A 13872-nucleotide genomic window follows, 5' to 3' on the forward strand; every position below is an offset into this window, starting at 1 on the left:
CGCTATACGGAGAATTGCAATGCAAAAGATCCTCGTCGCCCGTCCGATTTTTCCCGATGTGATCGAACGGCTCAAACAGTATTTCGACGTCGACTGGAATCAGGGCGACGTATTGCCTGCCGACGAGCTGGCTCGCCGTCTCGCGGATAAGGACGGCGCGCTGACCGCGGGCGATCCGGTCGGCGCGGAGGTGCTCGCGGCGGCGCCGCGTCTGCGCGTGGTGTCGAATATGGCGGTGGGTTACAACAACTTCGACATCGCCGCCTTCAACGCGGCCAACGTGCTCGGCACCAATACGCCAGACGTGCTGAACGAATCGACGGCGGACTTCGGCTGGGCGTTGATGATGGCGGCGGCGCGCCGCATCGCCGAATCGGAGCACTGGCTGCGCGCGGGCAAATGGCGGAAGTGGGCGTATGACGGCTTTCTCGGCAGCGATCTGTATGGCTCGACGCTCGGCGTGATCGGCATGGGCCGGATCGGCCAGGCGCTGGCACGTCGTGCCAGGGGCTTCAACATGCAGGTGATTTATCACAATCGTTCGCGTGTTGCGTCGGAGATCGAGGCCGAGCTGAATGCTGAATACGCGTCCAAGCAGGACCTGTTGCGGCGTGCCGATCACGTCGTGCTGGTTCTTCCGTACACGAAGGAAAGCCATCACACGATCGGCGCGGCCGAACTCGCGTTGATGAAGCCGACCGCGACGCTCACCAACATCGCACGCGGCGGCATCGTCGACGACGCGGCGCTGGTCGAGGCGCTGCGCTCCAGGCAAATCGCGGCCGCCGGTCTCGATGTGTTCGAAGGCGAGCCGAATCTGAATCAGGACTTGCTGAGCGTGCCGAACGTCGTGCTGACGCCGCACATTGCCAGCGCCACTGAAGCCACGCGCCGCGCCATGGCGAATCTTGCCGCGGACAATCTGATCGCGGGCCTGGGCGAAGGCCCGCGCGCGGGCCGGCCGCCGAATCCGGTCAATCCCGAGGTCATCGGCAAGGCGCGTTCATGACCATGATTCTGGTGGCGGCCGTCGCGGTGCTCGCGGTCGCATTGGTCATCGCGCTGGCCTTGCTGATGCGTGGGCATGGCCGTGCGGCAGACAGCGAGCAGTTCGAACTGCTCAACGAGCGCATGGACGCCGCGACCGACGCGCAAGCGCACGCCTACGAGCGTCTCGAACGGCAATTGCGCAATGACATCACCGAGACCGCGCGCGTGTCGCGCACTGAACAGAGCAGCGGCTTCGCGCATTTTCAGCAGACACTGGCGGCGCAGTTCAGCAGTATGACGACGGTGCAGGGCGGCAAGATAGACGGGTTCGCCCAGCAACTCGACGCCGTGCGACACAGTCTGCAGGCGCAGGCGCAGCAGGCGCGCGACGAGCAGGGCCGCTCGCTCAAACAGTTCGGCGATACGCTGAGCCTGCAACTGGGGCAACTCACCGAGGCGAACGATCGCCGTTTCGCCGAGGTGCGCGCGACCATCGAACAGCGACTGAAAGATATCGAGGCGAACAACTCGACGAAGCTCGAGGAAATGCGCCGCACCGTCGACGAAAAGCTGCATGCCACGCTCGAACAGCGTCTGGGCGAATCGTTCAAGCTGGTGTCCGACCGGCTTGAGCAAGTGCATCGCGGACTGGGCGAGATGCAGACGTTGGCGGCCGGCGTCGGCGATCTGAAGAAAGTGCTCACCAACGTGAAAACGCGCGGCACGTGGGGCGAAGTGCAGCTTGAGGCGTTGCTCGAGCAACTGCTCACCGCCGACCAGTACGCGAAGAACATCGCGACGGTGCCGAGGAGCACGGAGCGCGTCGAGTTTGCGATCAAGCTGCCGGGGCGCGCGGAGCAGGGCGGCGTCGCTACGCCGGTGTGGCTGCCCATCGACGCGAAGTTTCCGCGCGAAGACTACGAGCGTCTGATCGACGCGCAGGAGCGCGCCGATCCGGTCGCAGTGGAGGACGCGTCGCGCGCGCTCGAAGCGCGGATTCGCGCCGAGGCCCGCGCGATCGCCGAGAAATATGTGTCGCCGCCGCACACCACGGATTTCGCTTTGCTGTTCCTGCCGACCGAAGGTCTGTATGCGGAGGTATTGCGCCGGCCGGGACTGACGGACCTGCTGCAGCGCGACTATCGCGTGACGATCGCGGGGCCGACTACGCTGACCGCCTTGCTCAATAGTCTGCAGATGGGCTTCCGCACGCTCGCGATCGAAAAGCGTTCGAGCGAGGTGTGGCAGGTTCTGGGCGCGGTGAAAACCGAGTTCGGCAAATTCGGCGATGTGCTTGCCAGGACAAAGGCGCAACTGGAAACCGTCACGCGTTCTATCGAGGCGGCGGAAACCCGTACGCGTGTGATGAGCCGCCGATTGCGCGACGTCGAGGCCTTGCCGGGCGAGGAAGCGAGCGGGTTGCTCGGCGATGCGCTCTCGGGTGTGGATCCCGACGAGCAATGAGTGTGCGCGGCTAACGGTGCGGTGATGGAACCGGCGCGCAAAGTTGCCCTGCGTTTGCCCGCGCCGCCACCCGTTCAAGCGCGTCACCCGCGAGGCGCACCACGCGCCAGTCCGGCATGACGGTCGCGCCCATCTTTTCATAGAAGCTGATGGCCTGCTGGTTCCAGTCCAGCACGGTCCATTCGAATCGCCCGCATTGCCGTTCCACGGCAAGCGCGGCGAGGCGTTCGATCAATGCGGTGCCGAGGCCGCTGCCGCGTTGCGACGGTTGCACGTAGACGTCTTCGAGATATAGCCCGCGCTTGCCGACGAAACTCGAGTAATTGTGGAAGAACAGCGCATAAGCGACGATGCGCCCTTCGTTCTCCGCAACCAGTGCCTCGATGGAGGGCCGCGCGCCGAACAGCGCGTCGCGCAAGCCGCCTTCGGTTGCGACGAAGACATGCGTGAGGCTTTCGAACTCCGCGAGTTCGTACGTCAGCGCGAAGATCGCGCCCGTGTCGTCGGGCGTGGCGGCGCGGATCGTCGCGGGCATTACGCTTCTTCCGGAGCGTCGGTCAGCTGGATTTCAATGCCGCCGAAGCGCGACGCAACCCAGTTGTATGCATGGCATGCGATCCATAGCAGGATGAAGCCGAGAATCGCATTCAGCAGCAGCGCGCTGAACACCGTGCTCAGTTCCACCGAACCATAACGCACGAACGCCACTAGTACGCCCAGCAGCACGATCGGTACCGAGAACGTCAGGTACACGAGGATCAGTGCTTTGGCCGTCTGTCCCGGTGCAATGAACGAAATCTGTTTTTTCATGTAAGTCAAACCCGTGTGTCGTAGTGGTAATGGGTAAAGCTGTAATGGCTGCAAATGGCTGTAAACGACCCTCGATGACGACCGCCGGTGCAGAGCGTCGCGTGTGCCGCGCGTCAGATGAGGCCGTCGAACAGCATGATTTCGACGCTCTCCCGTTCCGCGATCTCACCTTGATCGTGCCCGAGTACGATGAAGCAATTGGCTTCGCTCATCGAACTCAGCACGCCGGAGCTTTGCGAGCCGGTTGGCGTGACGTGCCATTGTCCATTGGCGTCCTGCTCGGCCACGCCGCGCTGGAATTCGGTGCGGCCAGGGCGCTTGCGGATGGCCCGGCGGCTCAGCGCATGAATGAACGGCAGCCGTGGCGGCGTTGCGCCCGACATCAGCAGCAGCGCCTCGCGCACGATCTGATAGAAGGTCACCATCACGGCGACCGGATTGCCCGGCAACCCGAAGAATAACGCGGGTTGCCCGAGACCCGGCCGCTCGCCGGACCAGACGCGGCCGAATGCGAGCGGGCGGCCCGGCCGCATGGCGAGACTCCAGAAGGCGACGTCGCCGAAAGTTTGCAGCAGTTGCCTGGTGAAATCCGCCTCGCCGACCGACACGCCGCCCGAGGTCAGCACCACGTCGGCGCTCGCTGCGGCGCTGCGCAAGGCGGCTTCCATCGCGGTGGGCTCGTCGCGCACCACGCCAAGGTCGAGTGTGTCGATGTTCAGGCGACGCAGCATGGCGAACAGCGTGTAGCGGTTGCTGTCGTACACGCAGCCTGCGTCGAGCGGCTCGCCGAGCGAGCGCAATTCGTCGCCGGTGGAGAAAAAGGCGACGCGCAGCCGCCGCTTGACATTGATTTCGCCGATGCCGAGCGAGGCCAGCAAACCAAGGTCCGACGCCCGCATGATACGGCCCGCCCGTAGCGCGGCGTGGCCGCGCGCCAGATCTTCGCCGGCAAGGCGCCGGTTCGCGCCGGCCGCCACGGCGTTGGCGGCAAAGCGGATCGAACCGGAGTCGGCGCCGCGCTCGACGAGTTCCTGCGGCACGACCGTGTCGCAGTCGGCCGGCAGGCAGGCGCCGGTCATGATGCGCACGCATTGCGTGGTCTCGACGCGACCCGTGAACGGATGCCCGGCCAGGGCTTTGCCGCGCACCGTCAACTCGACGGTGGGCGCACCGGTGGCGAGTGCCGCGCGGTTGAACGCGTAGCCGTCCATGGCGGAGTTGTCGTGCGAAGGAACGTCGATCGGCGACACGACATCGGCGGCGAGCACGCGGTCGAGCGCGTCGCGCAGCGGCACGCGTTCGGTGGCCGTGACCGGGGTGGCCCACTGGCGAACAATCGCCTGAGCGGCCGAAACAGGTAGCGCGTGAGGATCGTACTGCGCGACGCAGCGGGAGAATTCGTTAAGCGTGGTCATGAAGGGCTGGACGTCGCGACCGGAGGCGGCAGCGGCAGTTGCCGTGCGGCCGGAGCGGGATTTCAACCGGGGCCTCAATCACGCTCGAGGTCGGCGAGTTCTTGTAGCGAATTGATATTGTAAAACGCGTGTTCATCGGTAAAGACGACTTCCTCCGTCTTGTGGCGCGCGTACCACGCGCGGACTTTGCGCTCGCCGGCTTCCATGAATGCCGCCAGATCGTCGGCGAGGTCCGTGCGCAATAACGCGAAAACGGGATGCAGGGACCGCTCGTCGCGCGCGTCGACGGTGGCGACCGTTGCGATGTCGGCGCCGTTCGCGTCCAGCGCATGCGCGAGGCGCTCGGCAAGGTCGGCGGGCAGCCACGGTGAGTCGCAGGGCGCGCTGAGCACATAGTCGGTTCCGGCTGCGCGCAGCCCGGCGAGCAGGCCTGCCAGCGGGCCCGGAAATCCGGCCAGGGAATCGGCCACGACCGTGGCGCCGAACGGCGCGCCGAGTGCGGCGTAAGTTTCGGGATGACGATTGGCGCTGATCAGCAGGGCGCCGGTTTGCGGCGCGAGGCGCTTGAGCACGTGGGCGGCGAGCGGCTCGCCGTGCAGCGGTTGCAGCCCCTTGTCGGCGCCGCCCATGCGCATGCCGCGCCCGCCCGCCAGCAGCAAGCCGGTGATGTGTTCGCGCGTTGGTTTCATGCGCCGCCGCTCATCCACCGATGTACGACATTTCAACCCGGCGGCCGTCGCGCGCACGCGAATCGGCCGGCTGGCTGCCGCGCAGTTGCGAATAGCGGTCGCCGCGGCCTTGCCAGATTTCGGCCACGGCGGTGGCGATATCGGCGTCGCTCGCGCCGTTGCGCACCAGCGCGCGCAGGTCGTGCCCCGACGACGCGAACAGGCACAGGTAAAGCTTGCCTTCGGTCGAGAGACGCGCGCGCGTGCAACTGCCGCAAAATGCGCGCGTCACGCTTGAAATTACGCCGACCTCGCCGCTGCCGTCCGCGTAACCCCAGCGCTGCGCGGTCTCGGCGGCGCTGTGCGCTTCGAGCGGCGCGAGCGGGAAGTGCTCGGCGATGCGCGTGACCACCTCGGCGGAGGGCAGCACTTCAGCCATGTTCCAACCGTTCGACGTGCCGACGTCCATGTATTCGATAAACCGCAGCACCGCGCCGGAACCTTTGAAATGGCGCGCCATGGGCACGATTTCGCCGTCGTTGGTGCCACGTTTGACGACCATGTTGACCTTGACCGGCGCGAGGCCGACCGCATGCGCGGCGGCAATGCCGTCCAGCACGTCGGCGACCGCGAAGTCGGCGTCGTTCATGCGGCGAAACAGCGTGTCGTCGAGCGCGTCCAGACTCACGGTGACGCGGCTCAAGCCGGCGTCTTTCAGGCTGCGCGCCTTGCGTTCCAGCAGCGAACCGTTGGTGGTCAGCGTCAGATCGAGCGGGCGGCCTGCCGGCGTGGTCAGGCGCGCGAGCCGGTCGACCAGGAATTCCAGATTCTTGCGCAACAATGGCTCGCCGCCCGTCAGACGGATTTTTTCGACGCCATGCGCGACGAAGATCCGCGCCAGCCGTTCGATTTCCTCGAAGCTCAGCAGGTCGCTGTGCGGTAAAAACGTGTAGTCCTTGTCGAAAACCGCCCGGGGCATGCAGTAGACGCACCGGAAATTGCATCGATCCGTGACCGAAATGCGCAAATCGCGCAGCGGGCGCGCGAACGTGTCGTGCAGCGCGCCGCTAGGCGTCTGCGCGGGGCCGGTAATGACCGGCACGGCGCTGAGATCGGCAACAGGAATGATGCGTCGGGACATGATTGCTTCGGCTAGTGCTCGAAATCAAAGCTGGAGATTCATTCTATCGGAAATGCCTCGAAAGGCAGTGGGACCCCTGGTCGTGTCGGGGTATACGGGGAGTGGCATACCGGGGGCGCTCGGGCGCGGCAGGCAAAAAAAAGCCCGCCATGAAGGCGGGCTTTCCGAGCGGGGCGGGGCAGCTTACTGCGGGTGCTTGCCCGTTTCCACTTGTTGCATCGGCGCGCTGTCGAGCGGCGGCAACGATTTGCGTTCGCGCACCACGCGAGCCGGCTTGACGGTCTGCGCGGCCGCTTCCTGAGCTGCGCGCAGCTTGTCGGCGTCGGTGTTCACCCAGACGAGGCCGGCTTGTTCCAGCACCGGCTTCAAGGCTTCCGCCGACACGGCGGCGTGACGCGCTGCCTGCGGCGCTTGCGGCGCAACGGCAACAGGCGGGGGTTCGACCAGCGCCGGCTCGACCGCTGTCACGACCGGCTTCGATTCCGCGATCTCGGCATGCGGGGCAGGCTGAGCCGCCGGAGCTTCGACTACCGCAGCCGGAGCCGTGGTTTCGACCGGAGCCGGCGCGGCTTGCGCTTCGAGCGGCGACGCAAACGCCGGCGCTTCGACTTGAACCTGAGCCGGGGCTTCGACGACACGTGCAACCGGTTCGACCAGCGAAACCGTTTCGCTCGCGGCCGGCGCGGCTTGCGCTGCTTCGACCGGCGCCACCGGCGCTTCGACAACCGGCTCGACGATTGCCGCAGCCGCCGGCGCTTCCGCTACCGGGACGACCGCTTCCGACTTCGCCGCCTTTTCGACGGCAAGAGCCGGCGTTTCGGTTGCAGCGTGCAGTTCGGTGACCACCGCGGTTTCAGTCGCGACAGCGGCGACTACCACTTCCACCGGCGTCACGTCCTTCGCCGCGTCGACTTCCGTTTTCTGCTCGACAGGCTGATGTGCCGTGCGAACCGGCGCTTCGTCGGTCACGCTGGCATTGTCGCCTTCAGCTTCCGCGACATCCGCGGCCAGGTTGCCGTTCACGTCTTCTTCACGCTCGCGACGGCCACCACGACGGCCGCGACGGCGGCGGCGGCGCTCTTCGCCTTCGCGCGCCACGGCTTCCTGATCGACCGGCGCACCGTTTTCGCCCAGGGCGGCCTGGTTTTGCGTCAGTTCTTCCGGCGTTTGTGCGTCGCCTTGCGTCAGTGAGTCAGCGGCTTCTGCTTGCGGCTTGCGGCGCTCGCCACGTTCCGCACGCTCGCCACGTTCGCGGCGCTCGCCACGTTCGGCGCGCGGTGCGCCTTCGACGGCTTCCGCGCGGTCGCTGCCGCGATTGTCACGGTCACGGTTTTCGCGGACCTCACGACCTTCACGCGGCTCGCGTGGTTCGCGAGTCTCGCGCGGCTCACGGCCTTCGCGTGCCTCACGCGGTTCACGATTGCCACGCGGTTCGCGCGCTTCACGCGGCTCGCGCGCTTCACGCGGCTCGCGGCCCTCGCGTGCTTCACGCGGTTCGCGTTCCTCGCGACGCGGCTGCGACGGTTGCTGGCCTTGAGCCGGACGGCTGCCGGTCGCGCCTTCGGCACGGCCTGCCGCATCGCGGCCGCCTGCGCCGCTGCGGCGATTGCGGTTGCGCTCGCCACCGCGTTCGCCGGTGCGCTCACCGCGCTCCGTGCGTTCGCTGCGTTGCGGACGCGTCGGCTTGTCGGTCGTGGCCGGCGCGGCAGGCGCCGGAGCCGCCGGCTGCATGCCGAACAGATTCTTCAACCAGCCGATGAAACCGCCGCTGGCCGGCGTAACCGCCACCGGAGCCGGGGCGGCAACCGGACGAACCGGTGCGCTCGGCGCCGGTTTTTCAGGCGTGATGCCCTTGACCGCCGCTTCCTGCTTCGGCTTCGCTTCTTCCGTGCGCTTGCTGTAACCGGTTTCCGATTCGAGCTCGCGGGCCGCTTCTTCGGCCATCTTCCACGAAGCGCGCGGTTCGTCGAGGCGCGCGTCGTCGTGACGCAGACGCTCGAGCTTGTAATGCGGCGTGTCGAGATGCTTGTTCGGAATCAGGACGACGTTGACCTTGAAGCGCGACTCGATCTTGTTGATTTCAGCGCGCTTTTCGTTCAGCAGGAAGGCGGTGACTTCAACCGGCACCTGGCAATGAATCGCCGCGGTGTTTTCCTTCATCGCTTCTTCCTGAATGATCCGCAGCACTTGCAGCGCGGACGATTCGGTATCGCGGATGTGACCCGTGCCGTTACAGCGCGGGCAGGTCACGTGGCTGCCTTCGGACAGCGCCGGACGCAGACGCTGACGCGACAGTTCCATCAAGCCGAAACGCGAGATCTTGCCCATCTGGACGCGCGCCCGGTCGTGCTTCAACGCGTCTTTCAGGCGCTGTTCGACTTCGCGCTGGCTCTTGGCCGATTCCATGTCGATGAAGTCGATCACGATCAGGCCGCCCAGGTCGCGCAGACGCAACTGGCGGGCGACTTCGTCGGCGGCTTCGAGGTTGGTGCGCGCGGCGGTTTCCTCGATGTCGGCGCCCTTGGTGGCGCGGGCCGAGTTCACGTCGATCGCGACCAGTGCTTCGGTGTGATCGATCACGATCGCGCCGCCCGAGGGCAGCGGCACCGTGCGCGAGTACGCCGTTTCGATCTGGTGTTCGATCTGGAAGCGCGAGAAGAGCGGCACGTCGTCGTGATACCGCTTCACCTTGCTGACATTGTCCGGCATCACGATATCCATGAAGGCGCGTGCCTGGTCATGAATTTCGGTGGTGTCGATCAGGATTTCGCCGATATCCGGCTGGAAATAATCGCGAATCGCGCGGATCACGAGGCTCGATTCGAGATAAATCAGCATCGGCTGACCGCTCGAACCGCTTTGCGACGCGGCTTCGATGGCGCGCCACAGTTGCATCAGATAGTTCAGGTCCCACTGCAGCTCTTCGGCGCTGCGGCCAATGCCGGCCGTGCGCGCGATGATGCTCATGCCTTCCGGCAATTGCAGTTGCGCCATGGTTTCGCGCAATTCCTGACGGTCGTCGCCTTCGATCCGGCGCGACACGCCGCCGCCGCGCGGGTTGTTCGGCATCAGCACCAGATACCGGCCGGCGAGCGAGATGAAGGTGGTGAGGGCTGCGCCCTTGTTGCCGCGCTCTTCCTTTTCGACCTGAACGATCAGTTCCTGGCCTTCGCGCAGGGCGTCCTGAATGCGCGCCGAGCGCATGTCGACGCCGTCGCGGAAATATTGGCGGGCGACTTCCTTGAACGGCAGGAAGCCGTGGCGGTCTTCGCCGTAATTGACGAAGCAGGCTTCGAGCGACGGCTCGATGCGGGTAATGATGCCCTTGTAAATATTGCCTTTGCGCTGTTCGCGCCCGGCGGTTTCGATGTCGATATCGATGAGTTTTTGCCCATCGACGATGGCGACGCGCAGTTCTTCCTGCTGCGTCGCGTTGAACAACATTCGTTTCATTGAACGGCTCCAGAGCGGCTTAGCCCGTCCGTTCGCTGCGCGGTTGTCAGTCGCGAGGGCGATACGGGCAGCGGCATGCCGCGCCTTATTGTGTTTTCACAAGCACGCTGGAGCGGGAAAACTGGCGGGAGAATTGCCTGAGAGGGCCGGGCCCCATTGAAAAATGGGCGCGGTGCCGCAGGGCACATGCGAACACGGCTTCAAATAACGACCCGACACGCCGCGGGTTCTGCCGGCAGACCTTCAAAAGCCTTCGTCCACTCGCGCCGGTGCGCCAACTGGGCGCGTGACCGGAGGGTCGAAGGCTGCGGCCGTGCCGCAGCGGGAAGTTCGCGCAGGCGGCGCGTCTTTTCCTGCTGGGGGTGTCTCGCCTCATTTTGACGTCGCCATGTCTTGTACTTTCTACAAGACGCCTCGGGCGCACGCCGTATTTTCGCAACCTGCAGCTTCGTACAGCCGGACGTCAGACCGCCCGATACCGAAGCTGAAAGTTAAATTCTTTTTTACCAAAATTCCGTTACCGTCGAAGCCGACCTTGACCGAACGCGCCTATGGGCGCCGTCCCTGCCGGGCACTGACTTCGTGCGTGCAACTTGTTGCATCTCATTTTCAGGGTGAGCAACCAGACCCCGGCGCAAGTAAAATAACGGTTTATCGCTTGCACCTGCGCAATCCGCCCGAATTCCGAACACTGCGCCGGCCGCCGCAGACTGCTGGGCAAATTATATTCAGAATGAAAGAGTTAGGCAAAATATCCCAGAAATCGGTCGCAAGCGACCAGGTCTCCTTGATCGAGATCGACGACAGCGCGGCCGGACAGCGCATCGACAACTTCCTGTTACGGGTCTGTAAAGGCGTGCCGAAAAGCCATATTTACCGCATCCTGCGCAGCGGGGAAGTGCGTGTGAATAAGGGCCGGATAGACGCGCAATACCGTCTCGAGCTGGGCGATCTGGTGCGTGTGCCGCCCATTCGCGTCGCTCAACCAAACGAAACGGTTGCACAGGCGCCGGTGCCGGCCGCCCATTTCAAAATTATTTTTGAAGACGAGCACCTGCTCGTGATCGACAAACCGGCCGGTGTGGCAGTCCACGGTGGCAGCGGCGTCGCGTTCGGCGTGATTGAGCAGATGCGCGAGGCGCGTCCGCAGGCGAAATTCCTCGAGTTGGTGCATCGGCTGGATCGCGAGACGTCGGGCATTCTGATGCTCGCCAAGAAGCGCTCGGCGCTCGTCAATCTGCACGAGCAGATTCGCGAGAACAAAATGGATAAGCGCTACTATGCTTGCGTTCACGGCGACTGGGCGAGCGACTGGGGCCGCCGCCGCGCGGTCAAGGAGCCTTTGCACAAGTACCTCACCGCGGACGGCGAACGGCGCGTTCGCGTGCAGCCGGACGGCCTCGCTTCGCACACGGTTTTCAATCTGATCGACCGCTGGCCGGAGTACGCGCTGCTCGAGGCGGAACTGAAGACCGGGCGTACGCATCAGATCCGCGTCCACTTGCAGCATCTGGAGCTGCCGATCGTCGGCGACGCCAAATATGGCGACTTCGCGCTGAACAAGGCGCTGGCGCGCGCCAACGCCAGGCCGGGTTTGAAGCGCATGTTCCTGCACGCTTACCGGCTGAAGCTCACGCACCCGGCAACCGGCGCGCCGCTGCAGTTCGAGGCGCCGTTGCCGGCCGAATGCCGCAGCTTCATCGCGCAGCTCAACGAATTACGAAATGGGTCACACCCGGAGACGACACCGCATGGCTAGAGAGCAATTTGATCTGATCGTCTTCGACTGGGACGGGACGCTGATGGATTCGACCGCGCACATCACGCGCAGCATCCAGTCGGCCTGCCGCGATCTCGGCTTGCCGGTTCCGGCCGACGAGGCGGCGAGCTACGTCATCGGCCTCGGTTTGCGCGACGCGCTGCAAATCGCCGCGCCCACCCTCGATCCCGCCGACTATCCGCGCTTGGCCGAGCGCTATCGCTTCCATTATCTGGTGAAGGATCAAACCACCGAGCTGTTCGCCGGGGTGCGCGAGATGCTGCAGGAATTGCGCGATCTGGGCTATCTGCTGGCCGTGGCGACGGGTAAGAGCCGCGTCGGACTGAACCGCGCGCTCGACCAGTCGCGCCTGACGAGCCTGTTCGACGGCACCCGCTGCGCCGATGAGACGTTCTCGAAGCCGCACCCGGCCATGCTGCATGAATTGACGCGCGAACTCGGGCAGGACAACGCGCGCACGGTAATGGTCGGCGATACGACGCACGACCTGCAAATGGCGATCAATGCGGGCGTTGCGGGCATCGGTGTCACATATGGGGCGCATCCTGCGGGTTCGTTGAGCGCGTTGTCGCCGAAATTCGTGGCATCGAGCGTCAGTGTGCTGTCGGGCTGGCTGCGAGAAAACGCATGAGCGCGCAGACGCCAGAAGCGGCTCCGGCGGTTCGCGTTTGCGCGTCGGCGGAACTGGTCGACGGCGGCGCGGGCGTGCGTCGCGGGGCGAAACTCGGCGGCGGCGACGTCGTGGTATTTTTCGTTCGCTACGATGGCCGTGCGTACGGCTACCTGAACCGCTGCGCCCATGTGCCGATGGAACTCGACTGGGCCGAGGGGCAGTTCTTCGAATCGTCCGGTTTATACTTGATGTGCGCTACACATGGCGCGATTTACGCGCCGGATACGGGCAAATGCGTCGGGGGTCCGTGCCGCGGCGGCAGATTGCGGCCGGTTCAGGTGGACGAACGCGATACGCCGGAAGGCCGCGCCGTCTTCTGGCTGCCTGATGGCGAACTGTGCCCGGACACGCCCTGATTCTCCTCTTCGACTTTTCCACTGCACCGCATGTCCGACAATTTGACTCCCGAGCCGAAGGAACCGTCCCTGACAGGCCGCCCCCGCACGCCTGCCGATGAGCCCGGCTGGGAACGCGCGGCGCTCGAGCGTATTGCGCTTGCCGCGATTAACGAACAGCGCGCGGCGCGGCGCTGGAGAATCTTCTTCCGCTTCGTCTTCCTGATCGTGTTGCTGCTGGCAATCTGGGCAGCCATCGACTTCTCCGGCGACAAGGTCGCGGCCACCGGCCGTCACACCGCCATGGTGGCGCTCGACGGTGAGATCTCCGCAGATACGAACGCGAACGCGGAAGATATCAACACGGCACTGCGAAGCGCGTTCGACGACGCGGGCACCGCCGGGGTGATCCTACGTTGCAATAGCCCGGGTGGCAGTCCGGTGCAGGCGGGGATCATCTATAGCGAAATGCGCCGATTGCGCGCCAAATATCCGTCAATTCCGCTGTATGTCGTCGTCGGCGACATGTGCGCCTCGGGCGGCTATTACGCGGCCGCGGCCGCCGACAAGATCTACGTGGACAAGGCCAGTATTGTCGGCTCGATCGGCGTGCTGATGGACAGCTTCGGTTTCACAGGGCTGATGGATAAGCTCGGGATCCAGCGGCGTCTGCACACTTCTGGTGAGAACAAGGGTTTTTTCGATCCGTTCTCGCCAGAAACGCCGAAGATGGACGAACATGCTCAAGATATGCTCGACCAGATCCACGCGCAGTTTATCGACGCGGTTCGCCAGGGGCGCGGCAAACGTCTGCATGAAACGCCGGACATGTTCTCGGGTCTTTTCTGGACTGGCCAGAAGAGCGTCGAACTTGGCCTCGCCGACGGTTTCGGCGACGCGGACTTCGTGGCGCGCGAGCTCTTCAAAGCGCCGGATATCGTCGACTACACGGTGAAAGAAAGCATTACGGACCGTGTTGCGCGCAAGTTCGGCGCGGCGGTCGGCAGCGGCGCGGTTCACGCCATGGCGCTCGGCGCAAGGCTGAATCTGCGTTGATGTTGATGGGTCGACATGAAAAAGCCCCGCGCGATCGATTTTTGCTGATCGCGCGGGGCTCTTTATTTGTCCCTAACACTGTCTGGT

12 protein-coding genes are annotated in these 13872 nt (G+C 64.7%); 6 read left to right on the top strand and 6 right to left on the bottom strand.

Features of this window, described 5'->3' with window-relative positions; all coding sequences use genetic code 11:
* Positions 1-19: 19 nt before the first annotated feature.
* Both CJU94_RS10290 and CJU94_RS10295 read left to right on the top strand, forming a co-directional pair.
* Positions 20-1009, top strand: coding sequence for a 2-hydroxyacid dehydrogenase (locus CJU94_RS10290; protein ID WP_095418602.1), 990 nt, complete (start codon positions 20-22; stop codon positions 1007-1009).
* Positions 1006-2454, top strand: a complete 1449-nt coding sequence (locus tag CJU94_RS10295) for a DNA recombination protein RmuC (protein ID WP_095418603.1) — start codon at positions 1006-1008, stop codon at positions 2452-2454. The genes CJU94_RS10290 and CJU94_RS10295 overlap by 4 nt, the downstream gene beginning before the upstream one ends.
* Before the next feature lie 10 nt (positions 2455-2464).
* Here the strand turns inward: CJU94_RS10295 and CJU94_RS10300 are convergent, their stop codons facing one another.
* The 6 genes from CJU94_RS10300 to CJU94_RS10325 all read right to left on the bottom strand — a co-directional run bounded on the left by CJU94_RS10300 (position 2465) and on the right by CJU94_RS10325 (position 9941).
* Positions 2465-2989 (bottom strand): GNAT family N-acetyltransferase, encoded by a 525-nt coding sequence (locus tag CJU94_RS10300; protein ID WP_095418604.1) that lies wholly within the window; start codon positions 2987-2989, stop codon positions 2465-2467.
* Complete coding sequence (locus tag CJU94_RS10305; protein WP_006053283.1) at positions 2989-3264, bottom strand: hypothetical protein; 276 nt, start codon at positions 3262-3264, stop codon at positions 2989-2991. The genes CJU94_RS10300 and CJU94_RS10305 overlap by 1 nt, the downstream gene beginning before the upstream one ends.
* A 113-nt stretch (positions 3265-3377) precedes the next feature.
* Positions 3378-4679, bottom strand: coding sequence for a molybdopterin molybdotransferase MoeA (gene moeA, locus CJU94_RS10310; protein ID WP_095420285.1), 1302 nt, complete (start codon positions 4677-4679; stop codon positions 3378-3380).
* A 74-nt stretch (positions 4680-4753) separates the two neighbouring features.
* Positions 4754-5368 carry a molybdenum cofactor guanylyltransferase MobA gene (mobA, locus tag CJU94_RS10315; RefSeq protein WP_095418605.1) on the bottom strand — a complete coding sequence of 205 codons (615 nt, stop codon included), beginning with the start codon at positions 5366-5368 and terminating at the stop codon, positions 4754-4756.
* 10 nt (positions 5369-5378) lie between these two features.
* Complete coding sequence (moaA, locus tag CJU94_RS10320) at positions 5379-6488, bottom strand: GTP 3',8-cyclase MoaA (RefSeq protein WP_095418606.1); 1110 nt, start codon at positions 6486-6488, stop codon at positions 5379-5381.
* Positions 6489-6671: 183 nt separating this feature from the next.
* Positions 6672-9941 (bottom strand): Rne/Rng family ribonuclease, encoded by a 3270-nt coding sequence (locus CJU94_RS10325; protein WP_095418607.1) that lies wholly within the window; start codon positions 9939-9941, stop codon positions 6672-6674.
* 733 nt (positions 9942-10674) lie between these two features.
* On the opposite strand from CJU94_RS10325, the gene CJU94_RS10330 reads away from it, so the two are divergent.
* Genes CJU94_RS10330 through CJU94_RS10345 form a run of 4 tightly spaced genes read left to right on the top strand, consistent with a single transcriptional unit; the run spans position 10675 to position 13785 of the window.
* A complete protein-coding gene (locus tag CJU94_RS10330; protein WP_095418608.1) occupies positions 10675-11700 on the top strand; it encodes an RluA family pseudouridine synthase in 1026 nt (341 codons plus the stop codon).
* On the top strand, positions 11693-12352 hold the full coding sequence (locus tag CJU94_RS10335; RefSeq protein ID WP_095418609.1) for an HAD-IA family hydrolase: 660 nt from the start codon (positions 11693-11695) through the stop codon (positions 12350-12352). Before CJU94_RS10330 ends, CJU94_RS10335 begins: the two co-directional genes overlap by 8 nt.
* Positions 12349-12750, top strand: coding sequence for a Rieske (2Fe-2S) protein (locus CJU94_RS10340; RefSeq protein ID WP_095418610.1), 402 nt, complete (start codon positions 12349-12351; stop codon positions 12748-12750). The genes CJU94_RS10335 and CJU94_RS10340 overlap by 4 nt, the downstream gene beginning before the upstream one ends.
* Positions 12751-12780: 30 nt before the next feature.
* Positions 12781-13785 carry a S49 family peptidase gene (locus CJU94_RS10345; protein WP_095418611.1) on the top strand — a complete coding sequence of 335 codons (1005 nt, stop codon included), beginning with the start codon at positions 12781-12783 and terminating at the stop codon, positions 13783-13785.
* Positions 13786-13872 lie beyond the last annotated feature (87 nt).

This window comes from Paraburkholderia aromaticivorans, from assembly GCF_002278075.1.
In the GTDB taxonomy this organism is placed as follows: Bacteria; Pseudomonadota; Gammaproteobacteria; order Burkholderiales; family Burkholderiaceae; genus Paraburkholderia; species Paraburkholderia aromaticivorans.